The following is a 24324-nucleotide window of genomic DNA, read 5'->3' as shown; positions in this document are numbered from 1 at the left end:
CGCCGTTCACGAATACAAGACCTCGCGCGCGAAAGAGCCCGAGGTTTTTTTACGCGATCAGCTTGCCTGTTCCACCGGTGTCAGCGTCAATTCGAGCCGCTGCGCGCCCCGCAGCACCGTCACGTTGACGGGCTTGTCGATCCGCGACGCGTCGAGTGTGCGTTGCAGCGCATCCACGTCCTGCACCGGCAGCGAGTCGATTGCGACGATGGTGTCGTCGGTGCGCAGACCGCCCGCCGCAGCAGGACTGCCTTTGACGATTTCCATCACATGCACGGCGCTTTGCGCGCTCAAACCGAAGTAGCGCTGCACGCGGCGCGACAGCGGCGTCGTCGTGCCCGCCACGCCGATATACGCTCGCCGCACGCGGCCATGCGCGAAAATCTGCATGATGACCCACTTCGCCGTGTCGATTGCGGTGGCGAAGCAGATGGCCTGCGCGCCGGGAATGATCGCGGTATTCACACCGATCACCTGGCCGGCCGAATTGATCAGCGGGCCACCGGAATTGCCGGGATTGAGCGCGGCGTCCGTCTGAATCACGTCGTAAATCATGCGGCCGGAATTGGAGCGCAGCGAGCGGCCGAGCGCCGATACGACACCCGTCGTCACTGTTTGCGCGAGGCCGAGCGGATTGCCGACCGCGATGGCGATCTGCCCGACGCGCAGCTTCGACGAGTCGCCGAGCTCCACATGCGGCAGCGGCTCGGGCGAGCCGATTCGCAGCACGGCCAGATCGCTGCCGGGATCGTCGCCGACCAGATCGGCGTCGAACCTGGAGCCGTCGGCGAGCGTGACCTGAATGTGCGTCGCGCCATGCACGACGTGGCTATTGGTCAGCAAGTAGCCGTCGGGCGTAAAGATGAAGCCTGAGCCCGTGCCGCCGCGAGCACCGCGTTCGCGCGTGGCGGCGCCCGCCAGCCGGCGTTCGACGGAAATGAAGGCGACGGCCTGCTGCACGCGTTCCAGCGCGCCAATGACGGTGCGCGAATAGGCGTCGAGCAGGGCGTCGTCGGATAGAGGATTGAGGTGGTTTGGCCCGGGGGCGTCGGATGCGGCGCGCGACAGGTCATCGATGAAGCGTGGACGGCTTCCCATGGCGATGCTCCGGATAAACGGAACTGCAGATGCGGGGCGCGGCTGGGCTTTTCAAGTGCGAATCCGGCTAGGGCCGCCTGGCTCGCCCGGGCAGAGATCGGCCGCAATCTGGCGTGAGCGTCCATCGCCGACGTCGAGCGGGCTTTCGGCGTGTGAGACACTGTAATGCCACCGCGAGCCGTCCGCGACCGCACGCCAAGGAGACCGCCGTCATGAACCTGCCCTCTCATCCATCCGGCGAGACCGATGCTGCGGCTTCGTCAGCTTCATCCGCCGGGGCCGAACCGCGGATCGAGTCGCTCAGCGCTATCACGCTCGCCACCGGCGACATGCGGGAAGCGGTGCGCTTCTACGAAGCTCTCGGGTTCCCACTCAAATTCGGCGGCGGGCAAGCCGCATTTACGTCGTTCGCGTTTGGCGGCACGTATCTGAACCTGATCGCCGATTCGCGTGCGCCGGTCAACTGGTGGGGCCGCGTGATCGTCTATGTGTCGGATGTCGATGCGATCTATCGCAAGGCACTGGCCGCCGGATTCAAGCCTACGCTCGAGCCCTCCGATGCGCCGTGGGGCGAGCGCTATTTTCACATCTCCGATCCGGACGGCCACGAGATCAGCTTCGCAAAACCGTTGCGCTAGCGGGCAGCGTCGGCGTGAAACTCGCTATCATAAACATGATGCGGTAACACGGCTGACACCGGGCACACCGATAATCGGGCGCGCCCGCGTCGCGTTTGCCGCCGCGAGCCTGATCATTTTCGTCGCCAGGAGAGCCGCAATGAAAGAGCAGGATCCGAGACCTGAAGCTGAGTTGCTCGTGGAGCGGCAACGCCGTTTCGAGGAAGACCTCATCGACGCGTACGACGAGGAACTCGAGATGGAGGTCGACGACCGCATCCTCGACGGTGCGGAGAGCTTCACGCTTGAGCACCGCGAAGCACGCAAGATGTATTTTCGCGAACTGTTCCGCTTGCAGGGCGAACTGGTCAAATTGCAGGACTGGATCGTGCAGACGGGGCATCGTCTCGTGGTGATTTTCGAAGGGCGCGATGCTGCGGGCAAGGGTGGCGCGATCAAGCGCATCACGCAGCGACTCAATCCGCGCGTATGCCGCGTCGCGGCATTGCCCGCACCGAACAATCGCGAGCGCACGCAATGGTATTTCCAGCGCTACGTGTCACAGTTGCCCGCCGGTGGTGAGATGGTGCTGTTCGATCGCAGCTGGTACAACCGCGCGGGCGTCGAGCGTGTCATGAATTTTTGCACCGACGAAGAATACGAAGAGTTCTTTCGTTCGGTGCCCGAGTTCGAAAAGATGCTCGTGCGCAGCGGCGTGCAGATCGTCAAATACTGGTTCTCCATCACCGACGAAGAGCAGGAGATCCGCTTCCAGAACCGCATCCACGATCCGCTGAAGCAGTGGAAGCTCAGCCCAATGGACCTGGAAAGCCGGCGCCGTTGGGAGGCTTATACGCTCGCCAAAGAAGTGATGCTGCAACGTTCGCATATTCCCGAGGCGCCGTGGTGGGTCGTGCAGGCAGTGGACAAGAAACGGGCGCGCCTGAACTGCATTCATCATCTGCTGAGCCAGGTGCCGTATCACGAGATCGAGCATCCGCGTGTCGAATTGCCGGCGCGCGTTTATCACGACGAGTACAGCCGTCAGCCCGTGCCGGCTTCGATGATCGTGCCCGAGGTGTATTGAGCAGTTGACCGGGCATGTTTTCGAAGTAAAAGAAACGAAAAAGCGCGGCATATGCCGCGCTTTTTTCGTTATGCCGGTCCATGCATGTCGATGCATGAACGATCGCGAACGGACTGTTTAAAACACGGCACGAAAAACCCAGTACAAGCCGGCCGCGAGCGCGATAGAGGCGGGCAGCGTCAGTACCCACGCGAGCACCAGGCTGCGCACGGTCGCCCATTGCAAGCCCGAGCCGTTGGCTGCCATCGTGCCGGCCACGCCCGAAGACAGAACGTGTGTCGTTGACACGGGCAGGCCGTACATGTCGGCCGCGCCGATCGTCATCATCGCAACCAGTTCGGCCGACGCGCCCTGTCCATACGTCAGGTGTTGCTTGCCGATCTTTTCGCCGACGGTCACCACAATCCGCTTCCACCCGACCATCGTGCCCAGGCCCAGCGCGATAGCCACCGCGACCTTCACCCACGTCGGGATGAACTTGGTGGCGTGATCCGTTTGCCCCTTGAAGTTGTTGATCGCCTTGGCGTCTTCCGGCGCAAAGGCGGGTTGCTTCGCCTTGTCCATCAGTCGAATCGCCTCCGACGCCACGTACATGTTGTTGCGCACGTTGTCGACGATGCCTTGCGGAACAGCCGCCATCGAACCGGATGTGCCGACCTGGTGCGCGATGATATCCGTGAGTTGCTTCAAGGCGGGCACCGTCGCGGGCGTCAGTTGATGCGTGCGCACATAGGCTTCGACATCGGCGCGCGGATTGGCGGAAGGCGGCGCTCCATTCGTGTAGCGCGCAAGAGCGCCCGACGTTTGCTCCGCGACCGCGATGAACGTCTGCGTCTCAGCGGGCGTAACGGCCTTGTTCAGTGCATACGCCGTCGGCACCGTGCCGATCAGGATCAGCATGATGAGGCCCATGCCTTTCTGGCCGTCATTCGAACCGTGCGCAAACGAAACGCCGGTGCAGGTGAGGATCAGCAGGCTGCGAATCCAGAACGGCGGCGGCTCCTTGCCCTTCGGTTCGGCATACAGCGCGGGAATGCGCACAACGGCTTTGAGAATCATCAGCAGCAGTCCGGCTGCGAGAAAACCGATGAGCGGCGAGAACAGTAACGACTTGCCCACGCCAAGCGCCTGGGTCCAGTCCACGCCACTCGTGCCGTTCACGCCGTGCATCAACTGATTCATCAGGCCGACGCCTATGATGGAGCCGATCAGCGTATGCGAGCTCGACGACGGCAAGCCGAAATACCAGGTCCCGAGGTTCCAGATGATTGCCGCGATCAACAGCGCGAACACCATCGCAAAGCCCGCGCTGCTGCCCACTTGCAGGATCAGCTCGACCGGCAGCAGTTGCAGGATGCCGAACGCGACCGCGCCGCTCGAGGTCAGCACGCCCAGGAAATTCCACGCGCCGGACCACACGACCGCGAGATTCGGCGCAAGCGAATGTGTATAGATAACCGTGGCCACGGCGTTCGCTGTGTCGTGAAAGCCGTTGACGAATTCGAATCCGAGTGCGATCAGCAGTGCGACGCCGAGCAGCAAATACGGCAGGATGGAACCCTCCCGCACCGGTTGGAGATCGCCCGCGAGCTGCACGCCGCAATAGCCCACGCCGACTACGATCACGGCGAGGAAGATCACGAGACCGAGATTGCGCCCCTTGCCACTGGCCGCGCTGGGTTGCGGATACGAAAGTTCCGGCATGACGTGTGCCCCTGGAGGAATGTCGGTGAATTGCCGATGCTGCGGGGCATATGTGTCTGTACGATGACATGTGCATCGGCGGATGAATATGAGCGGGCATCCACGGGTATCTGGCGGGCGGCGCCTTGGCTCACGGCCCAAGCAGCGCTGCATAGCGCGCAGGAATCGTTTTTGCTACGCTGAGGATGCGGGGTACACCTTTCGGGGGAGATTCGATGGCGCGCGACAGTCGCAAGGAAAGCCGCAAGGCGGACGAAGGCGTGTCGGTCGCCGATCCGGCTGCGCAAGAGCCCACAGCGCACGCGGCGTTCGCGTCGTATGCGGCCCCGCTCGTGAGCGACGCGATAGCGTTCGCGACTGCAGTACGCGAAGATCCATCGCCGGAAGCGCTGCACAAGCTGCGGGTTTCGCTCCGCCGCTTGCGGTCGTTGTGGTGGGCCTTCGCGCCGCTCCTCGAGAAGGGCGAAAACACACGGCAACGCGCGCTGTACAAGTATCTGGCCACTGCAGCCGGAAAAACCCGCGACTGGGACATCCTGATCGAACTCCTCGGCCAGGAAGATAGCGGTGCACGCGGCCTCTCGACGAGGCTGGAGCAGGCGCGCGGCGATGCGCTCGCGACGAGCCGCGAGACGCTGTCGAACGCGGACGTCAAGCATCTGCTGCGCGAGGCGTTGACGAGCGCATCGAAGGAGATCAACACGACGCACGAGCGCGTACCGCTGAGCAGGTTCGCGGGAAAACGGGTGGCGGCTTCGGAGCGTTCGTTGTTCAAGCGCGCCAGGCGCGCGCGCCGCGCGAAACCTTCGAATTACGCCGCTTTTCACGACGTCAGGAAAGCCGGCAAGAAGCTTCGCTATCTGCTCGAATTTTTTCAGCCGGTGTTGAGCGGCAGCCACAAGCGCACGCTCAAGCGGCTTAAGCAGGTGCAAAAACGTTTCGGTGCGCTAAACGACATTGTCGCGAGCGAAATGTTGCTGCGCGACAATGCCCCCTTGTTTGCCGGATCGGGAAACACCGACGCCGTGCTGCACTGGTTGCACAAGGAGCGCAAACGTCGGATGCGTTCGGCAGCAGGACTGTTGCGCAAGCTATAGCGCGAACGCGGCCTGACACGCGGCAGGCAAAGCAGCTGCGCATAATTTCGAATGGCGGCCCGCACGCTCATGCGGTCCGCGTGCAATGGAGGCAACGCGCAGGTGGCAAATCGAGCGCATTTGCAGGGGCGACGCTGGCGCAGGACCTTCCGGCATGGAGCAGGCAGCGTCGCGCGTTATGTAGGCAATCGTCCGGTATTGGCGGGTGTGGCCGGTACGCTGGTCGCGGTGGCAATGGCGGCGCTCACGTTGCTGACGCTCGTCAGCGGCCGCACTGACGCGCTCGACCATGCGCGCGAAACGTCGCAGAACCTGGTGTCGATCATCTCCAGCGATCTGGAGAGGAACGTCGAAATCTATAACCTCTCGTTGCAGGCAATGGCCGATGGCGCGCAGCATCACCTGGGTGCGGGGCTGCCTCCCGACATGCAGCGAGCAGTGCTGTTCGACCGTGCCACGACGGCCGCCTATCTCGGCGGCGCGTATATCGTGGGCCCGCAGGGCGAGGTGATCGCTTCGCAAAGCGGCGACGTCAACCGGGATGTTCGCTTGACTGACCGCGACTATTTCATCGCCCATCGGCGCAACGCGGCTGCGGGTCTTTATCTGTCTCATCCGTTCCGCTCCCGCTTGCGCGACGGCAAATTGTCGATAGGGCTCACCCGGCGGATCAACGACGCCGATGGCAACTTTGCCGGCGTTGCGTTGCTTGCGATTCGCATCGAGTACTTCCAGCGCCTGCTCGAACGAATCAACATTGGCAAGCAGGGCTCGGTGTTCATCGCGATGGACGACGGCACGCTCATCGCGCGCAAGCCGTACTCGCCGCGAGATATCGGCGCGAGCATTGCAAGGTCCCCGAGCTTCGTCCGCATGGCCGCGCACAACGCCGGTTCCTATGTGGCGCCTTCCGCGGTCGACGGTGTCGAGCGCATGTTCACTTACGCGCACGTGCCGGGCACCTCGCTGATTGCGGTCGTTGCGCCCGCCGTCGACGACGTGCTGGCGCCGTGGCGTCGTCGTGCGACGATTAGCGGCGCATTGACGCTCGCGTTCGGCGCAGTCTTCGTGGCGGTGTCCTGGCTGCTGGCGTTTGCGCTGCGCGGCAAGTTGCGCGCGGAGGCTGCGTTGACGCGCCTCGCCGCCACCGACCCGCTGACCGGGCTTAGCAACCGCCGTGTGCTCGACAACCGGCTCGACGAAGAGTGGCGCCGCGCGCGGCGCACGGGCCAGCCGCTGTCGGCGCTCTTCATCGACATCGATCATTTCAAGCACTTTAACGACACACACGGGCATGCAAGCGGCGACGAGGCACTGAGCGCGGTGGCCGAATGCATATCGACCACGGTGCGCCGTTCAGTCGACGTGGTCGCGCGCTATGGCGGCGAGGAGTTTGCCGTGATACTGCCGGACACGTCGGCCGACGGGGCACTCACGGTCGCCGAAAAGATCCGCCGAAGAGTGCAGGCTCAAGACATTCTGCAGGGCGGCGACGATACGGTGGCGGTCACGGTGAGCGTCGGTTGCGCGACCTGTGTGCCCGCGCAAGGTGAGAACGCCTTCGACCTGCTCGCCGCGGCCGACCGGCAGCTTTATGTGGCGAAAGCGGCGGGCCGCAATCGCGTCTCTGCCGCGCAGTCGCCCATGCGTTCGATGACTTAGCACTCGCTGCTGTTGACTAGCTTGAAGCACACGAGGCGAGGTTGACCTTTAGAGCGCAGCCGGCACTCATGCGCTTGCGCGGCTTCGCGGCGCGAGGCCGCGCAGTGTCACGGCGTTTTGTGCGTCTCCCTGTAAGCCGCCGCGCAATCCGCCAATTGACTGCGCGGGCCGGCTTGCGCCCGGTTCGTCGACCAGCAGCACTCCCACCGGGAAGCCGCGCCGCTGCCATGCATCCAGCCCTCCGCGAAGTGCGCGAATCCGCGTATAGCCGTAGTTGCGCATGCGCGCACTGATCTCCGCAGCCGTCGCGCTGTCCGGGCACACGCAGTAAATCACCATGTCGTAAGCGCGCAGAGCGAAGTCGATCTGTTCGGGCGAATGCGGGTCGAGTGCGAACGCGCCCGGAATCGGCGACGCTGCGTCGAGCGCCGCGCCCGGTGGACGTGCGTCGAGTACCTTGGGCGTCGGCTTGCGGGCCGCCGCGCGGTTCAACGCTTGCGGTTGCGCGCCGCCATCGGCGAGCGCAGATTGCCGGCGTGCCCGCTGCTGCAGAAAAAGGCGATAGGCGAGATACACCAACGCGGCGCCCAGCAGCAAATCGATCACCGTGCCGCCGCGCGCTCTGACGAACTCGAACAACATATGCAGTTGCCGTTCCGCTGCCGCGCCGCCGAGGAGCCAGAAAGTGGCCCACGCCATTGCGCCAGTCAGGTCCCAGATTGCATAGATGCGGGCGTCCACGGCCGTGGTGCCCATCAGCGGCGGCGTAATCAGCGCGAGGCCAGGGACGAACTTCGAGATCGAGACCAGCGGCACGCCGAAGCGCTCGAACATCGAGCGAGCCTGTTCGACCCGGGCATCGAGAGCGGGCACCAGTTGGCCGAGCACGCCAATCAGCTTGCTGCCGTAGAGGCGACCGGCCGCGAACCACAGGCCGTCACCGATCAATGCGCCGAGCACCGCGGCGCATAGCACTGGCCAGAACGACAGCGTGCCCGCCGCGATCGCGGAGCCGGCAAACAGCAACACGGGGACGGCGGGAATCGGCACGCCGAGTCGCGTCAACAGCACGTTGCCGAAGACGACCGCGCCGCCCCAAGTGGATACCGCCGACGACGGAAACTCTACCAATTGAGCGGCTCCTGGGTTCTTGTCGGGAAGTTGAAAGCGCGCCTATTGTTGCCCGGCTCGACTGCCGATGCAAAGAGCGTTCCCGTCGCGCTGTGGCTTCTCCCTTCAATCAGGATACTCGATCGATCTCCCGCAGGGCCACTGCGCGACCCGCTGCAATTTCGTTCAAGACCGCCTGCCGACGCATGTCTAAGCTGCGTGCTCGTCCCTTTGCCTCGGAGATGCCGGATGAACTCACGGTACATCGGTTACATGTGCTGCGCGCTGGCGATGGTCGGCGTCGGCAGCACGGTGGTGGTGAGCAAGTCGATCGCGGCGGGATTGCCGCCGTTCAGCGCGACCGCGCTGCGCTTCGCAATTGCGTTTCCGTTGTTTGTGCTGATCATGCGCTGGCGCGGCGTTCGCTGGCCGCGTCTCGACCGGCGCGACGCCGCGCTGGTGGTCGCGCAGGCCGCGGCGGGCAGCGTCGGCTATACGGTGTTGCTCATCAGCGGGATGAAACTCGCCTCCGCCGGCGATGCGGGCGTGATCGCGGGCACGTTGCCCGCGGTGTCGGCAGTGGTCGCGATGCTGGCGCTGGGCGAGCGGCCGTCGCCTTCGCTGCTCGGTGCGGTCTGTCTTGCCACGGCGGGCGTGCTTGCTTGCACCGTGCATCCCGGCGAAAGCGTCGGGCCGCATCCGGGCGGTTCTTCTATCGTGGGCAACGCGCTGGTGTTCGCGGCGATTGTCTGCGAGGCGCTCTTCATTCTGCTCAATCGCAAGCTGCGCACGCCGGTTGCGCCGCTGCCGTTGTCGGCGTTGATGTGCGGCGTGGGTTTCGCGGTGTCGATCGTGCCTGCGTACTTTGAAAGACCCTGGAGCATGCCGCTCGACGCCGGCGCTCTGAGCGGCGTGCTGTATTACGCGCTCGTGCCGACCGTGGCCGGCTTCGTTCTCTGGTATGAAGGCGCCGCGCGCGTGAGCGGCGCGGAGGCCGGCTTGACGACCGCGCTCGTGCCGGTCAGTGCGTTGGCGTTGGCCGCGCTGCTATTGCACGAGCCGGTTAGCGCGGCGCAACTCGCGGGCGTTGCCTGTGTGCTCGGCGCCGTGATGCTCGCGACATTCGGGCAACCGCGCAGCACGCGCAAGGCGGCGTGAGGCATGCGTGGTGCCGCGCGTTCGGCTAACAACGTGCTCTTACGTGTTGGGCACCGCGACGGCGCCGGGATTGCCGACGATCGCCAGAAACTCGCGGCGCGTGGACGGGTCCGTGCGGAACGTGCCGAGCATGCGCGACGTAACCATTGTCACGCCGGCTTTGTGCACGCCGCGCGTCGACATGCACTGATGCGCGGCTTCGAGAATGACGCCCACGCCCGCCGGTTGCAGTACGTCGTTCAACGTATCAGCGATCTGCACGGTCATCTTTTCCTGGATCTGCAGGCGCTTCGCGAATGCGTCGACGAGACGAGCGAGCTTTGAAATGCCGACGACCCGGTGTTGCGGCAGATAAGCGACATGCGCGCGCCCGATGATCGGCACCATGTGATGTTCGCAATAGCTCTCGAAGCGAATGTCCTTCAGCACGATCATCTCGTCGTAGCCGTCCACCTCGGAAAATGTGCGAGCGAGGATTTCGCGCGGATCGACCTGATAGCCCGCATAGAACTCTTCGTAAGAGCGCACCACGCGCGCCGGTGTGTCGAGCAGGCCCTCGCGCTGCGGATCGTCGCCGGCCCAACGCAGCAGCACGCGCACGGCTGCTTCTGCTTCTTCACGGCTCGGACGGCCGTTCGCGGCCGCCGGTGTGGTTTCTTCTGTCTTGCTGCTGGTCATCCGTCGCTCCTCCGGGATCGCGCGTCGGGCCAGGATGGAGCGCGCGGGTTCATGAGTGGGGTCATTGTTCCATGTTTTACGCCGGATCGTGCCGATGCCCCTTCCGACGTCGCGGGGCTGACGGTTTCATTTCGGCCACTCGTCCATTGCGTCGTTGAAGAGTTGCGCGACCACGCTGCGCAGCCAGCTGCCGCGCGGATCGTTATGAAACTTGCGATGCCAGTGCTGCCGCAAATCGAAACGCGGCAGCGGCAGAGGCGGCTCGACGAGCGTGATCGACGCATGTTCCGACACATACGCGAAGCCGATTGCATGCGGCACGGTCGCGATCAGATCCGTGCGCGCGAGGATGAACGGCAGGCTCATGAAGTGCGGCGTCTCCAGCACCGCCCGCCGCTCGATGCGTTTTTTCACCAGATATTGTTCGAGGACTTCCTGGCTGCGTCCTTCCGCGCGCACCACCGCGTGCCCCGACGCGACGAATTGCGCAAGCGTAAGCGGCGCCTTTGAAAGCGGATGACCGGCGCGCATCAGGCAAATAAAGCGGTGCGTGAAGAGCCGCTGCTGGAAAAAGTTGTTACCCGACAGGTCCGGAAAGTAGCCGACCGCGAGATCGACGTCGCCCGATTCGAGCCCGCGTTCGACATGCGCCGGCGACAGCGATACGGAGCGCAGATTCGCATGCGGCGCGCGCTCGGCGAAGAGTTGCAAAAGCCGCGGCAAGAAGACGATCTCACCGACGTCGGAAAGCGCGATCGAGAATGTATGCGTGCTCGTGTCCGGGTCGAACTCCTGTGCATCGAGCATGCCTTTCTCGATCCGCAAAAGCGCGTCGCGTGCGGCCGGCAGAATGGCGAGCGCGCGAGGCGTTGGCTCCATACCTTTGGAAGTGCGCACGAACAACGGGTCGTCGAAATACTCGCGCAGCCGTCCAAGCGCCGTGCTCACGCGCGGCTGGCTCACACCGAGTTGCTCGGCCGCGCGGCTGACGTTGCGGGTGTCCTCCATCGCGACGAGGTAGGGAATCAGATTCAGATCGAGGTTGTTGTCCGACATGCTCTTTGGCCGGCGGCCGTCTGTGCTATTCGATATATGGATAAAGGGTAGCCGAAGAATCGCCACTCGGGATAGTGGAGTTTTCTTTGCACGCCGAGCAGGAAGAATGTGCGGGAGGGCCAACAGGCGCGCACCTGGGACGTCGGCAACCTATGATTAAGGGAAAGTCCGTGCCTTGACAATGCAGTTCAAGCGCAACCATAATCGCCGAATCGTTCGCTAAACGAATCACTGTTCACTGTGCGAACAAAACGAGCGAGCTGGCAGGTGATTCGTCGCACGCCCCACGGTTTGGCACAGCTCGCATCTGTCTGGAGACCGCCCGCGTAGGCTGCCGTCACGGCGATGCCCGGCGTGCGTAGCGCCTCACAAGGAAATTCGACATGATCAACAAGATTTTCGAGTCACTTCAGTCGGCGGTCGCCGACGTCCACGACGGCGCGACTGTCATGATCGGCGGCTTCGGCACGGCCGGCATGCCGTCGGAGCTGATCGACGCGCTGATCGAGCAAGGCGCGCGCGAACTCACCATCGTCAACAACAACGCCGGTAACGGCGACATTGGCCTTGCCGCGCTGCTCAAGGCGAAGCGCGTGCGCAAAATCATCTGCTCATTTCCGCGCCAGACGGATTCGTATGTGTTCGACGCGCTGTATCGCGCCGGCGAAATCGAACTCGAACTCGTGCCGCAGGGCAATCTGGCCGAGCGCATTCGCGCGGCGGGCGCGGGCATCGGCGGATTTTTCACGCCGACCGGCTACGGCACGAAGCTAGCTGAAGGCAAGGAAACGCGTCTGATCGACGGCAGGCACTATGTGCTCGAGTCGCCGCTGCATGCGGATTTCGCGCTCATCAAGGCGTATAAGGGCGACCGCTGGGGCAACCTCGTTTATCGTAAGACGGCTCGTAACTTCGGGCCGATCATGGCAAGTGCGGCGAAAACCGCGATCGTGCAGGTGTCGGAAGTCGTGCCGCTCGGCGCGCTCGATCCGGAAAACATCGTGACGCCGGGCATTTTCGTGCAACGCGTGATCGAAGTGCCGCAAGCGGCACACGCTCCGCTGCCCAATCCCCGCGACGCTGCCGCTTGAACCGGAGACCGACATGAAGAAACTGACCCGCGATGAAATGGCCAAGCGCGTTGCACTGGATATTCCGGAAGGCGCGTATGTGAACCTCGGTATCGGCGTGCCGACGCTGGTGGCGAACCACCTGGCAGCCGATAAGGAAATCTTCCTGCACAGCGAAAACGGCCTGCTCGGCATGGGCCCCGCGCCCGCGAAGGGCGAGGAAGACGACGAACTGATCAACGCCGGCAAGCAGCATGTCACGCTGCTGACGGGCGGCGCCTTTTTCCACCACGCCGATTCGTTTGCGATGATGCGCGGCGGCCACCTCGACTTCTGCGTGCTCGGCGCGTTCCAGGTCTCGGCGAAGGGTGACCTCGCGAACTGGCACACGGGCGCACCGGACGCGATTCCCGCTGTCGGCGGCGCAATGGATCTCGCCATCGGCGCGAAACAGGTCTACGTGATGATGGAGCATCTGACCAAGCAGGGCGAAAGCAAGATCGCCGCTGAATGCACGTACCCGGTGACGGGCGTCGGTTGCGTCGATCGCATTTACACAGATCTGGCCATGATCGACGTTACCGACCAGGGCCTCGTGGTGCGCGAGATTTTCTCGGATATCGACTTCGACGCGCTGCTCAAACTCACGGGTGTGCCGCTGATCGACGGTACGCAGGACGCGCGCGCCGCGTAACGGTGGCGCGGCGCGGCGGCACGCGTGCTGCCGTGCGCACCGCGTTTCGCCGAGCAGTGCTACATTCAATAAAATCATCCGGCCATCCACGTCATCATGCTCGACTCCAGCGGTCGCCTCACCGGCCTTCTTTGCGGCACACAGCCGATGAACGACATCTGGGCGCCGCGTGCCACGCTGCAACGGATGCTCGACGTGGAAGCGGCGCTCGCACGTGCTTCGGCAGCGCACCATGTCATTCCTGAAACGGCGGTGCCGGCAATCGAAGCAGCCTGCCACGCCGACCAACTCGACGCCGACGCGCTAGCGCGCGACGCGGCGCTCGGCGGCAATCTCGCGATACCTCTCGTCAAGCAACTCACCGCACGCGTGAAAGCGGCTGACGCCGAAGCGTCGAAATACGTGCATTGGGGCGCGACGAGCCAGGACATCATCGACACCGCAACGGTGCTGCAACTACGCGATACCTTCAACCTGCTAGACAGCGGCTTGCAAGCCACTTGCGACGCAATCGCGAAACTGGCGGCCACGCATCGCGCGACGCCGATGATCGGCCGCACATGGTTGCAGCAGGCGTTGCCGATCACGCTCGGCCTGAAATTCGCGCAATGGCTCGATGCGTTGTTGCGTCACCGCGAGCGGCTCGATGCGCTGCGTGCGCGCGCGCTCGTGCTGCAATTCGGTGGCGCGGCTGGCACGCTGGCGAGCCTTCGCGATGCGGCGCCGCAAGTCACGCAAGCGCTCGCGCAAGAACTCGGCCTCACGGTGCCTACATTGCCGTGGCATACGCAGCGCGACCGGATTGCAGAGAGCGCATCGTTCTTCGCCATGCTGATCGGCACGCTCGGAAAGATCGCGCGGGACATCTCGCTGCAAATGCAAACCGAGATCGACGAACTCGCCGAGCCTGCCGCTGCAGGCAAAGGCGGATCGTCGACGATGCCGCACAAGCGTAATCCGGTTGGCTGCGCGGCGGTTCTCACGGCGGCCACGCGCGCGCCCGGACTCGTCGCCACGGTATTCGCGGGCATGGTGCAGGAACACGAGCGCGCGCTCGGCGGCTGGCAAGCCGAGTGGGACGCGCTGCCCGATCTTGCACGGCTTGCTGGCGGCGCGCTCGCCAACATCGAACAGATCGCGACCGGACTCAACGTGAACGTGCCGCGCCTTGCCAAGAATCTCGACGTCACGCACGGCCTGATTCTCGGCGAAGCGGTCATGCTTGCGCTCGGGGACAGCATTGGCCGGATGGACGCGCATCATCTCGTGGAGCGCGCGTCGAAAGCCGCGATCCACGACGGGCAGACGCTTTTCGATGTGCTGTCCGCGGACGTAGCCGTCACCCAGCATCTTTCGGTCGAGCGCCTGAAACAACTGCTCGACCCCGCTCAATACGTCGGCCAGGCGCACGCATATGTGGACGCCGCGCTGGCGCTTCATACCGCGCGTTCACAGCGCGCCCCTTCGAAGGAGTAACCGGCATGCCTTACGCCGCAGTCAACGGCACGGAGCTGCACTATCGGATCGACGGCGACCGTCACGGCAATGCACCGTGGATCGTGCTGTCGAATTCGCTCGGCAGCGACCTGTCAATGTGGACGCCGCAAGTCGCGGCGCTGTCGAAGCACTTCCGCGTGTTGCGCTACGACACGCGCGGCCACGGTCATTCCGAAGCGCCGAAAGGTCCGTACACGATCGAGCAACTAAGTGGCGACGTACTGGGCCTGATGGACACGCTGAAGATCGCGCGCGCGAATTTTTGCGGCGTGTCGATGGGCGGGCTGACAGGCGTTGCGCTGGCCGCTCGTCATGCGAATCGTTTGGAGCGCGTCGTGCTCGCGAATACGGCCGCGCGAATCGGCTCGCCTGAAGTGTGGGTGCCGCGCGCCGCGCGGGCTCGCACGGAGGGCATGCTGGCGCTGTCGGACGCGGTGTTGCCGCGCTGGTTCACCGCCGATTACATCGAGCGGGAGCCGGTGGTTCTCGCCATGATTCGCGACGTATTCGTGCACACGGACAAGGAAGGTTATGCATCGAATTGCGATGCGATCGACGCCACCGATCTTCGTCCCGAAACGCACGGGATCAAGCTGCCGGTGCTCGTGATCAGCGGCACGCACGACGTCGCGGCGACGCCTGCGCAAGGACGCGAACTCGCGCAGGCGATTCCAGGCGCGCGTTACGTCGAATTGGACGCGTCGCATATTTCGAACATCGAGAAGGCCGATGCTTTCACGAAGACAGTCATCGACTTTTTGACGGAGCCGAAATGAACGACGAAGACCGATACGAAGCAGGAATGGGCGTGCGCCGCGCAGTGTTGGGCGATGCGCACGTGGACCGCTCGCTTGCGAATCGCACCGAGTTGACTGAAGAATTCCAGAATTTCATCACGCGCTATGCGTGGGGCGAAATCTGGACACGCGAGGGCTTGCCGCGGCACACGCGCAGCCTGCTGACCATTGCAATGATGGTTGCGTTGAATCGCAGCGAAGAACTTGCGCTGCATTTGCGCGCGGCGAAAAACAATGGCGTGACGCGTGAACAGATCAAAGAGGTATTGCTGCAAACCGCCGTTTATTGCGGTGTGCCGGCGGCCAACTCCGCGTTTCATCTCGCCGACAAACTGTTCCGCGAGGACGACGCCGCAGCGAAGCAGTGAGTTGATTGGCTGCAGTCATGCTTTAACGATACGACGCGCGCCCGATACGGCGCGCGTTTTTACATGGCCCGCCGTGCGGGCTCCGTTTCGCGACGTGCACTGACATCAACGTCAGTCACGGCATCTGCATTCGGGCGTGCCTGAGCCGGCGAGTCGATCCGGACAGCGCGCAATACGGTGTCCTTGATAACTTCGCGCCAATGCGCGAGCGCCGCCTTGTCCATTAGCGGCTCGCCGAGAAACGCGCCCAACGTGTACTGATTCGCGTTATAGAAATAGCCGAGCGATGCGATCAGCAGATACACGTCGCGCGCCTTTACCTCGGCGCGGAAAACGCGCTGCGCCTTGCCTGCATCGAGAAGCTTTTGCACCACGGAGATCGCATAGCCGGAGATTTCTTTCAGCTTCGAAGACTTTTTCGCGTGCTTGCCCTGATGCAGATTCTCGCTCGACAGCAGCGTAACGAACTCCGGGTGGTCTAGGTAGTACTGCCAGACAAACTCGACCATCTGTTCAAGGCCGTGCACCGGATCGTCCAGGTCGAGATCGAGCTTGCTCTCCGCTTCGTTGAACTGCGTGTAGATCGTTTCCAGTACTTCGATAAACAACTGCTCCTTGCTGCCGAAGTAGTAGTAGATCATTCGGTCGTGCGAGCGCGCAGCCTTCGAAATACTTTCCACGCGCCCGCTTGCATAGCCTTGCTTCGCGAAGACCTTGATTGCCGCTTTCAGTATCTTGGCGCGCGTGTCTTGCGCCTGTTTCGCACGGATGCCGGTGGCTCCCGGTTTGCGAGCGGCAGTGGAACTCATGGCGGTCCGATATCTCTCTGTTGGCGTCGATTAAGATTTGCACCTTGTGACTTTGCGTCCGCTGTTCGCCAGGGCAGACACGCGTCTCATCATACAGCGGGCCTTGCATTGTGCGAGTGCTGCGAGTGCTGCATCTTCGGCGCAAACTGGACGATCGATCCAATGCGCGCTCTTTAAATGCCGCGTTGCACCATCCGCATACGCACGGGAAACACATTGCGCAGTCTATTTTGATCGAGTAGATTTGCAAGAACTTTGGTGTAGCGGATACTACACGAACGGTAAGTGACCGCAACATGAAATTCGCGAGTCACACGAAACGTCCCTTGAAACAAGGGCTATTCGTCAGCCGGGCAGGACCGATTGTAATGTCGTCGTATGGGAACCCCACCATGACAGAACATACGAAGGTCGATTTCGGTGCGGAGCGCGTGGACGGCGACACCGCCTCGACGCCCGGCCCCACCGTGCTCGAGAAGGCGGCGCCGCGCAGCGAGCGAATGGCGTCGAACAAGATCGAATGCAACGCCTGTCCGGTGCTGTGTCAGATATCGGAAGGCCGCACTGGCGCATGCGATCGCTATGCGAATGCAAGCGGACGGCTGATTCGCGTCGATCCGGTGGTGTTTCTATCCCGCGCAAACGAAGCGGACTCCACGGTCGAATTCGGTGCATCGTCCGATGCTCAAAAGGATTCCACCGAACAGACGCTTTTCGTGACCGGTGTCGGCGCATCGTCCACTTATCCCGACTACAAACCCGCGCCTTTCATCGTTGCCTCGAAGCGCGACGACGTCGACATGATCACGGTCGTCACCGAAGGCATTTTCAGCTATTGCAGCTTCAAGGTAAAAATCGACACTGACCGCTTTCTCGGTCCAGAGCAGGCCAACGTGCGCTGTCAGGGTGAGATCGTCGGGCATGTGACGACGGCCGAATACGGCTCGCAAATGTTGAGTCTCGGCGGCGTGCATCACCTGACCGGCGGCAGCAAGAAAGAAGGCCGCGTGACTTGCGACATGATGCTCGCGCTCGGCAATAAACAGGCGGTGGAGTTAAGCATAGACGGCGGCGCGAGCCTCGCGATTCGCGCCGGTGCCGCGCCGGTTGTCGACGGTGTCGAAGAGCGGCGCATGCGCGTGGGTTGCGGGTCGGCGACTATCGGCATCTTCGCTAAGCAATGGTTCGGGCACGCGGACGAAGTCGTCGTGGTGGACGATCACATCACCGGCGTGCTGACCGAACATCAGGCGGGGCGCTGCCTCGGCATGACACGCTCCGGCATCCGGATTCGCGGACGCAAGTCGACGCCCGGCCGCTACTTTCAGGTGGCGAATCCTGGCATTGGCTGGGGCGGCACCGACATTCAGGACCCCCTTGCGATTATCGAAGGCTTCGATCCTGCAGTTGCGAAACCCGGCACGCGCCTGCTGATGGTGTCGACCACAGGCGAGCACGCGCAGTGGTACGAACTCGATCAGGATCTCGTTCCGCGCGTGGCCGAGATGCCCGATGCGGTGCGCAGAACAGTGGAGCGAATCGGCGAAAACTGCGAGCCGTCGCTTGCGACGGTGCTGTTTCTCGGCGGCGCGGGCGGCAGTCTGCGCGCGGGTGCGACCGAGAACCCGGTGCTGCTCACGCGCGCGATCAAGCAGAAGCTCGTCAACGTGACATGCGGCGGCGCGCCGGCTTATGTGTGGCCAGGCGGCGGTATTACCGTAATGGTCGACGTATCGCGCATGCCTGACCGGTCGTTCGGTACTGTGCCGACGCCCGCGATTGTCGCGCCGATCGAATTCACCATGACGTACGACGCCTATCGCGATCTCGGCGGCCATCTGGATGCAGTGCGTTCATTGGAAAACGTGTTGGCCAACGGTCCCGAGCATACCGAAGGCGCGCCGCTTGCGCGCCGCATGGTGGCCGCCAATCCGGACAATCCGTGGCCACCCGTCATGCCGCCAATGCTCGGCTAACCGGACTGTCACGACAACGCAATGAGCCCAACCCGCATCCGCATCGACGCAACCCGTTGGCATTGGCAGCACGGGCCCATCGATCTGATCCTCGGCGCCGACGGAGAACCCGCCGCGCTGCAAGCTGCTTTTGATGCGTGCTGGGCACGTTTCGTCGACGTATTGCCTGAACTGGTCGGTGAATTAAAAATGCTTCGGCGGCCCATTAGCGTCGACGCGTCGCCTGATGACTGCGCGCTGCAAGGCCCTGTTGCGCGCCGCATGTGGTCCGCGTGCCATCCGCACCGCGCGCGTTTTATCACGCCAATGGCGGCCGTTGCGGGCAGTGTCGCCGACGAATTGATCGCTGCATTCGCGCGTGAAGGCATCTCTCGCGCGTTCATCAACAATGGCGGCGACATCGCGTTTTATTTGACGGAGGGCCGGCAATATCGCGTCGGTGTCTTTGCGGACGTCTCGCAGTCGCTCGCGAAAGCGCAGAGCCGAGGCGGCGACGCGCTCGACGCCAATCTCACGCTCGACGCCAACGCGCCCATTCGCGGCATTGCCACGAGCGGTTGGCGCGGCCGCAGCTTCAGTCTCGGCATCGCGGACAGTGTGACAGTGCTCGCACGCAATGCGGCAAGCGCAGACGCCGCCGCGACGATGATCGCCAACGCCGTGAATCTCGATCATGCAGGCATCGTACGTGTACCGGCTTCGTCGCTGAAGGACGACACCGATCTGGGCGACCGGCTTGTTACCGCCAACGTGCCTTGGCTGCCACAGCCGCTCATCGATTTCGCACTTGCACGCGGCGTTGAAGCCGCGCGGCGCTTGCTCAATAGAGGGATGATTGAAGGCGCCGCATTGTTCTTGCAAGGGCGAGTGCGAGTCGCCGGTATGCACGGCACGAGCGCGTTGCTTTCGCATCGCGCTCAAACAACAACGGAGGTTCCGTGTTCGAAATACGCCGCGTGCTGACGCACGTCGAAGACATCTTCCACGAGTTCGGCCCCGCGCCCGCAGAGCCGTTGCGCCGCGGTGCGATTGCCGCTGTGATGACGAACCCGTTCGCCGGCCGCTATGAAGCGAACATCGAACACGCGATGGAAGCGCTCAAGCCCATCGGCTTCGACATGGCGCAACGGCTGCTCGCGGCGATGGCGGTCCCGCATGCGTCGATCGAAAGTTATGGCAAGGGCGCGATTGTCGGCTCGCGTGGCGAACTGGAACACGGCGCGTTATGGCATGTGCCAGGCGGCTATGCGATGCGCGAGTTGCTGGAGAAAAACGGCGTGCCCACCAACGCAATCGTGCCGTCGACGAAAAAGGTCGGCGCGCCGTCCACCGCGCTCGACGTACCGCTTACGCATGTGAACGCGAGCTACGTGCGCAGTCATTTCGACGCGATCGAAGTACGCGTGCCAGGCGCACCATCCGCCGACGAAGTGGTGTACATCCTTGCGATGAGCACCGGTCAGCGCGTGCATGCGCGCGTCGGCGGGCTCGCGAAAGAGGCAATTGTGGGCAAGGACGGCCTGCGCTAAACCACGTTGAGGTTGCAGCGGGCGTACGGACAATACAGACCAACACAGAGCAGCGCAGGCATGGAAACACGGAGAGCGAAATGGCAATCAGGCTTCGCAAGCTAGTCGTGCAAGTGGACGAAACACGCATTGAAATGGGTCAGAACGTCGATCCGCCGGCCCGTCGTGCGGTGGCGATCGCGGTGATCGACAATCCGTATGCGGGACGCTACGAAGCGAAGCTCGACGCACTGATCGAGGCCGGCGAGGAACTGGGCGCGCTGCTCGGCAAGAGGTGCGTCGAAGCGCTCGGCATCGAGCCGGGCGACGCGCAAAGCTATGGCAAGGCCGCGATTGTCGGCGAGGCAGGCGAACTCGAACACGCCGCCGCGATTTTGCACCCGAAGCTCGGCGCGCCGTTGCGCGCGGCGGTCGAAAAGGGCGCGGCGCTCGTGCCGTCGGCGAAAAAAATGGGCACGCTCGGCACCCCGATCGACGTGCCACTCGGCCATAAGGACGCCGCTTTCGTGCGCAGTCATTTCGACGCGATCGAGGCGCGCGTGTCCGACGCGCCGCGTGCCAACGAGATCGTGGTCGCGGTGGCCGTGACCGCGTCGGGCCGGCCGTTGCCGCGTATCGGCGGTTTGGAGGCAAGCGAAATCAAGGGCGAGGATGGTTTGCGCTGACGCTTGCACAGGGATTTGCATGCGATTTTTTCACGGCTTCCCGCAAGGGCTTTCTTTCAGGTAGTGTGCTGCCGTTGATGCGTGCGAGCACGGTGCCGTACGCGCCGCAACGTCTGCTGGTCGAGCCTCTTGCCGTTTGGCGCGTGGATCGTCAGCAAGCTGCCGAGGGTCTCGATGCTTTCGAATTTGCTGGTACAACTGGTCAACGGACTCGCCGATGCGTCGACGCTATTTCTCGTCGCCGCCGGCTTGTCGTTGATCTTTGGCGTAACGCGCATCGTCAACTTTGCGCACGGCTCGTTCTACATGTTCGGCATCTACGTGGCGTACAGCATCGCCAGCCGCTTCGGACACACCGCGGGCGGCTTCTGGCTTTCGGTGCTGGCCGCTGCGCTGGTCGTGGCGGTGCTCGGCGCGCTCGTCGAGGTGATCGTGCTCAGGCGCATTTATCAGGCGCCGGAGTTGTTCCATCTTCTTGCCACGTTTGCACTCGTATTGATCTTTCGCGACGCCGCGTTGTGGCTATGGGGACCCGAAGATCTGTTCGGACCGCGCGCGCCGCATCTTGCGGGCGCAGTGGATTTTCTCGGCCATCCGTTGCCGACGTATGACATCGCATTGATCGTCATCGGCCCGGTGGTTTTGCTCCTGCTCTGGTATGCGTTGACGCGCACGCGCTGGGGCACGCTCGTGCGCGCGGCGACTCACGATCGCGAGATGCTTGGCGCGCTCGGCATCAATCAGGCGTGGCTGTTTACGGGCGTGTTTTTCGTCGGCGCGTTTCTGGCCGGGTTGGGCGGTGCGCTGCAAGGTCCGCGTATGTCGGCGAATCTCTCGCTCGATCTGGAGACGATCGGCAATGCGTTCGTGGTCGTCGTGGTCGGCGGCATGGGGTCGATTCCGGGCGCGTTCGTCGCGGCGCTGATCATCGCCGAGATAAAGGCGCTGTGCATCGGCATCGGACATGTGACGTTATTCGGCGTCGGTCTCTCGTTGAGCCGATTTACGCTGGTTGCGGAATTCGTCGTGATGGCCGTCGTGCTCGTGGTGCGGCCTTGGGGTTTGCTCGGTCGCGCCAGTGCCGCAGTGCGGGGCATGGCCGCGCCGGAAGCGCCTCTGCGTCCTGCGGGAAAGCGGCTCAAATGGCTTGCCGCGATTGCGCTGCTGATCCTGTTGCTCGCGCCGCTCACGGCGAATGCGTTCCCGTATATGCCGGTGCTGCTCGTGGAAATTCTCATCGCCGTGCTGTTCGCGACGAGCCTGCATTTCATCATGGGGCCGGGCGGCATGCATTCCTTCGGCCATGCTGCGTATTTCGGACTCGGCGCATATGGTGCCGCGCTCTTCCTCAAGGTGTTGAATCTGCCGATGGAAGCCGCGTTGCTGCTCGGACCGCTTCTGGCCGTTGCAGGCGCGCTGGTGTTCGGCTGGTTCTGCGTGCGCCTTTCCGGCGTATACCTCGCGATGCTGACGCTCGCGTTCGCACAGATCGTGTGGTCGGTCGTTTTCCAATGGGACGATGTGACGGGCGGCAGCAACGGCATTCTCGGCTTGTGGCCGTCTAACTGGCTATCGTCGCCGGTGGCGTTTTATTACCTGACGCTTGTCTGTGCGGTGGTCGGCGTATGGCTCTTGCGCCGCATGTTGTTCTCTCCGCTCGGTTATGCAATGCGCGCGTCGCGCGATTCGGTGCTGCGCGCCGAGGCGATCGGCATCGACGTGAAGCGCGTGCAATGGGCCGCTTTCGTGATCGCGTCGCTGTTCTGCGGTCTCGCGGGTTCCCTGTATGCATTCTCCAAGGGCACGATTTCGCCGGAGGTGATCAGTGTGAGCCGTTCCGTCGACGGCCTCGTGATGGTGCTGCTCGGCGGCTTGCAGACGCTCACCGGGCCGATAGTCGGTGCGGCTGTCTTCACGTGGCTGCAGGACACCGTCGCGCGGCAGACCGATTACTGGCAAGCGCTGCTGGGCTTCACGATTCTGTTGCTGGTGATCGCGTTTCCGCAGGGCATCGTCGGTTTTATCCGCGATCGTTTTGGCGATGACACGGCCGACAACGCTGAGAAGAACGGCCCGCAACCGTCGCAACGCACGGCGATCAAGGAGGGGCTATGAGCTTGCTGCGCGTATCCGGCCTCTGCAAATCGTTCGGCGGTCTGAAAGCGGTCGACGACGTTTCATTCACGCTCGAAGCCGGCCAGCTTCTCGCGTTGCTTGGGCCTAACGGCGCGGGCAAGTCCACTTGCTTCAACATGGTCAACGGACAATTATCGCCTTCGTCAGGCTCTATCCGTTTCGACGGACACGAACTCGTTGGCATGCGCCCGCGCGACATCTGGCGGCTCGGCGTGGGCCGGACATTCCAGATCGCGGCGACCTTCAATTCAATGACGGTGCTCGAAAACGTGCAGATGGCCCTTGTCTCGCGCGAACGCAAAACTTTCGGCGTGTGGAAGCCCGCAGCCTCGCGCTATGCTGACGAAGCGTTCGCGCTGCTCGAGCAGGTCGGCATGGCCGCCGACGCGAACCGCGCATGCGGCGTTCTCGCGTATGGCGACGTGAAGCGTGTCGAGCTTGCCATTGCACTCGCGAACCGGCCGAAGCTTCTGTTGATGGACGAGCCCACTGCGGGCATGGCGCCGAAGGAGCGCAACGAACTGATGGCGCTGACCAAGCGGCTCGTCACGGAGCAGAAAATCGGCGTGCTGTTCACCGAGCACAGCATGGACGTGGTGTTCGCTTACGCCGACCGGATGATCGTGCTCGCGCGCGGCAAGCTGATCGCCGAGGGCGACGGTGACACGATCCGCAACGACCCGCGAGTGCAGGAAGTGTATTTCGGCACCGGCAAGACTTTTCAGCCGCACGCGGCGCTGCACGACGTGGCGGGTGGTCATGCGGCAGGAGGAGCGCTGCAATGAGCGAACCGATGCTGAAAGTAGCGGGCCTCAACGCGTTTTATGGACGCGCTCACATTCTGTTCGATGTCGGCCTGGAAGTAGGCCGCGGCGAAGTTGTCGCGCTGATGGGCCGCAACGGCGCGGGCAAATCGACCACTATGAAAGCGGTAATGGGTCTGCTGCCGCGACGCCATGGAGAAGTCACCTTTCGCGGCCAGAACATTGCTGCGCTGGCGCCGTACAAGATCGCTCGCATGGGCATGGGCTTCGTTCCGGAAGACCGGCGTGTCTTTGCCGATCTGACAGTGATGGAGAACCTCGACACTGGCCGCCAGCCGCCACGCGAAGGCGCGCCGCAATGGACGCCGGAAAAGCTGTTCCGTCTATTCCCCAATCTCGGCGAAATGCCAAAACGCCCCGGCGGCCAGATGAGCGGCGGCGAGCAGCAGATGCTCACCGTATCGCGCACGTTGATGGGTAACCCGTATCTCGTGTTGCTCGATGAGCCGTCCGAGGGCGTGGCACCCGTGATCGTCGAGCAGATGGCCAATATGATTCTCGAACTCAAGCGCGAAGGGCTATCCATTCTGTTATCCGAACAGAACCTGCACTTCGCGGAACTGGTCAGCGACCGCGCGTATGTGCTCGAAAAAGGGCAGATCCGTTTTAGCGGCACGATCGGCGAACTGGCAAGTAACGAAACAGTGAGGCGCGCTTATCTGAGCGTTTGATTCGCGCGTGATTAGGACAGT

The 24324-nt window shown here is 63.1% G+C and carries 23 protein-coding genes; 17 read left to right on the top strand and 6 right to left on the bottom strand.

All coding sequences use genetic code 11. From position 1 onward, the window contains the following. Positions 1-57: 57 nt before the first annotated feature. A complete protein-coding gene (locus OH764_RS29590) occupies positions 58-1098 on the bottom strand; it encodes a S1C family serine protease (RefSeq protein WP_498849609.1) in 1041 nt (346 codons plus the stop codon). 212 nt (positions 1099-1310) lie between these two features. Between OH764_RS29590 and OH764_RS29585 the strand changes: the two genes are divergently transcribed. Further along, positions 1311-1736 (top strand): VOC family protein, encoded by a 426-nt coding sequence (locus tag OH764_RS29585; RefSeq protein ID WP_498849608.1) that lies wholly within the window; start codon positions 1311-1313, stop codon positions 1734-1736. A 139-nt stretch (positions 1737-1875) separates the two neighbouring features. Continuing rightward, positions 1876-2802, top strand: coding sequence for a polyphosphate kinase 2 (ppk2, locus tag OH764_RS29580; RefSeq protein WP_020066635.1), 927 nt, complete (start codon positions 1876-1878; stop codon positions 2800-2802). 117 nt (positions 2803-2919) lie between these two features. Here ppk2 and OH764_RS29575 read toward each other — a convergent pair whose 3' ends face one another. After that, on the bottom strand, positions 2920-4506 hold the full coding sequence (locus OH764_RS29575; RefSeq protein WP_498849607.1) for an inorganic phosphate transporter: 1587 nt from the start codon (positions 4504-4506) through the stop codon (positions 2920-2922). 215 nt (positions 4507-4721) lie between these two features. On the opposite strand from OH764_RS29575, the gene OH764_RS29570 reads away from it, so the two are divergent. Then, positions 4722-5603 carry a CHAD domain-containing protein gene (locus OH764_RS29570; protein WP_498849606.1) on the top strand — a complete coding sequence of 294 codons (882 nt, stop codon included), beginning with the start codon at positions 4722-4724 and terminating at the stop codon, positions 5601-5603. A 102-nt stretch (positions 5604-5705) separates the two neighbouring features. Next, positions 5706-7265 (top strand): GGDEF domain-containing protein, encoded by a 1560-nt coding sequence (locus OH764_RS29565; RefSeq protein ID WP_498849605.1) that lies wholly within the window; start codon positions 5706-5708, stop codon positions 7263-7265. 66 nt (positions 7266-7331) lie between these two features. On the opposite strand, the gene OH764_RS29560 is transcribed toward OH764_RS29565, so the two are convergent. After that, entirely contained in the window at positions 7332-8396 is a 1065-nt protein-coding gene (locus tag OH764_RS29560) for a VTT domain-containing protein (RefSeq protein WP_498849604.1), read from the bottom strand. 228 nt (positions 8397-8624) lie between these two features. Between OH764_RS29560 and OH764_RS29555 the strand changes: the two genes are divergently transcribed. Then, on the top strand, positions 8625-9533 hold the full coding sequence (locus tag OH764_RS29555) for a DMT family transporter (protein WP_498849603.1): 909 nt from the start codon (positions 8625-8627) through the stop codon (positions 9531-9533). 39 nt (positions 9534-9572) lie between these two features. Here OH764_RS29555 and folE read toward each other — a convergent pair whose 3' ends face one another. Beyond that, entirely contained in the window at positions 9573-10211 is a 639-nt protein-coding gene (gene folE, locus OH764_RS29550) for a GTP cyclohydrolase I (RefSeq protein WP_498849602.1), read from the bottom strand. A gap of 126 nt (positions 10212-10337) precedes the next feature. Further along, positions 10338-11267 (bottom strand): LysR family transcriptional regulator, encoded by a 930-nt coding sequence (locus OH764_RS29545; protein ID WP_498849601.1) that lies wholly within the window; start codon positions 11265-11267, stop codon positions 10338-10340. 383 nt (positions 11268-11650) lie between these two features. Here OH764_RS29545 and OH764_RS29540 point away from each other — a divergent pair, with 383 nt between their 5' ends. The 5 genes from OH764_RS29540 to pcaC all read left to right on the top strand — a co-directional run bounded on the left by OH764_RS29540 (position 11651) and on the right by pcaC (position 15693). Beyond that, positions 11651-12358 (top strand): 3-oxoacid CoA-transferase subunit A, encoded by a 708-nt coding sequence (locus tag OH764_RS29540; protein WP_020066627.1) that lies wholly within the window; start codon positions 11651-11653, stop codon positions 12356-12358. A gap of 13 nt (positions 12359-12371) precedes the next feature. Then, entirely contained in the window at positions 12372-13031 is a 660-nt protein-coding gene (locus tag OH764_RS29535) for a 3-oxoacid CoA-transferase subunit B (RefSeq protein ID WP_020066626.1), read from the top strand. A gap of 96 nt (positions 13032-13127) precedes the next feature. Next, entirely contained in the window at positions 13128-14507 is a 1380-nt protein-coding gene (locus tag OH764_RS29530) for a 3-carboxy-cis,cis-muconate cycloisomerase (RefSeq protein WP_498849600.1), read from the top strand. A gap of 5 nt (positions 14508-14512) precedes the next feature. Next, positions 14513-15304 (top strand): 3-oxoadipate enol-lactonase, encoded by a 792-nt coding sequence (pcaD, locus tag OH764_RS29525; RefSeq protein WP_498849599.1) that lies wholly within the window; start codon positions 14513-14515, stop codon positions 15302-15304. Then, a complete protein-coding gene (pcaC, locus tag OH764_RS29520) occupies positions 15301-15693 on the top strand; it encodes a carboxymuconolactone decarboxylase family protein (RefSeq protein ID WP_498849598.1) in 393 nt (130 codons plus the stop codon). The genes pcaD and pcaC overlap by 4 nt, the downstream gene beginning before the upstream one ends. A 59-nt stretch (positions 15694-15752) precedes the next feature. On the opposite strand, the gene OH764_RS29515 is transcribed toward pcaC, so the two are convergent. Next, positions 15753-16502, bottom strand: a complete 750-nt coding sequence (locus OH764_RS29515) for a TetR family transcriptional regulator (RefSeq protein ID WP_498849597.1) — start codon at positions 16500-16502, stop codon at positions 15753-15755. A gap of 392 nt (positions 16503-16894) precedes the next feature. On the opposite strand from OH764_RS29515, the gene OH764_RS29510 reads away from it, so the two are divergent. The 7 genes from OH764_RS29510 (at position 16895) to OH764_RS29480 (ending at position 24303) form a co-directional block, all read left to right on the top strand. Next, positions 16895-18478: a 6-hydroxynicotinate reductase gene (locus OH764_RS29510; RefSeq protein ID WP_498849596.1), complete on the top strand. Its 1584-nt coding sequence runs from the start codon at positions 16895-16897 to the stop codon at positions 18476-18478. Positions 18479-18499: 21 nt separating this feature from the next. Continuing rightward, complete coding sequence (locus OH764_RS29505) at positions 18500-19441, top strand: UPF0280 family protein (protein ID WP_498849595.1); 942 nt, start codon at positions 18500-18502, stop codon at positions 19439-19441. After that, entirely contained in the window at positions 19417-20007 is a 591-nt protein-coding gene (locus OH764_RS29500; protein ID WP_027776260.1) for an amino acid synthesis family protein, read from the top strand. Before OH764_RS29505 ends, OH764_RS29500 begins: the two co-directional genes overlap by 25 nt. A gap of 80 nt (positions 20008-20087) precedes the next feature. Further along, positions 20088-20672: an amino acid synthesis family protein gene (locus OH764_RS29495; RefSeq protein ID WP_498849594.1), complete on the top strand. Its 585-nt coding sequence runs from the start codon at positions 20088-20090 to the stop codon at positions 20670-20672. A gap of 174 nt (positions 20673-20846) precedes the next feature. Continuing rightward, positions 20847-22787: an ABC transporter permease gene (locus OH764_RS29490; RefSeq protein ID WP_498849593.1), complete on the top strand. Its 1941-nt coding sequence runs from the start codon at positions 20847-20849 to the stop codon at positions 22785-22787. Further along, the gene (locus OH764_RS29485) at positions 22784-23593 is read left to right on the top strand and encodes an ABC transporter ATP-binding protein (protein WP_498849592.1); all 810 of its coding nucleotides are present in this window, start codon (positions 22784-22786) and stop codon (positions 23591-23593) included. The genes OH764_RS29490 and OH764_RS29485 overlap by 4 nt, the downstream gene beginning before the upstream one ends. Then, a complete protein-coding gene (locus tag OH764_RS29480; protein ID WP_498849591.1) occupies positions 23590-24303 on the top strand; it encodes an ABC transporter ATP-binding protein in 714 nt (237 codons plus the stop codon). Before OH764_RS29485 ends, OH764_RS29480 begins: the two co-directional genes overlap by 4 nt. Positions 24304-24324: the final 21 nt, after the last annotated feature.

It is taken from the genome of Burkholderia sp. M6-3, from assembly GCF_050858985.1.
Classification (GTDB): Bacteria; Pseudomonadota; Gammaproteobacteria; order Burkholderiales; family Burkholderiaceae; genus Paraburkholderia; species Paraburkholderia caledonica.
The sequence above is the reverse complement of the archived record's forward strand: the minus strand, read 5'-3'. Positions and strand labels throughout refer to the sequence as shown.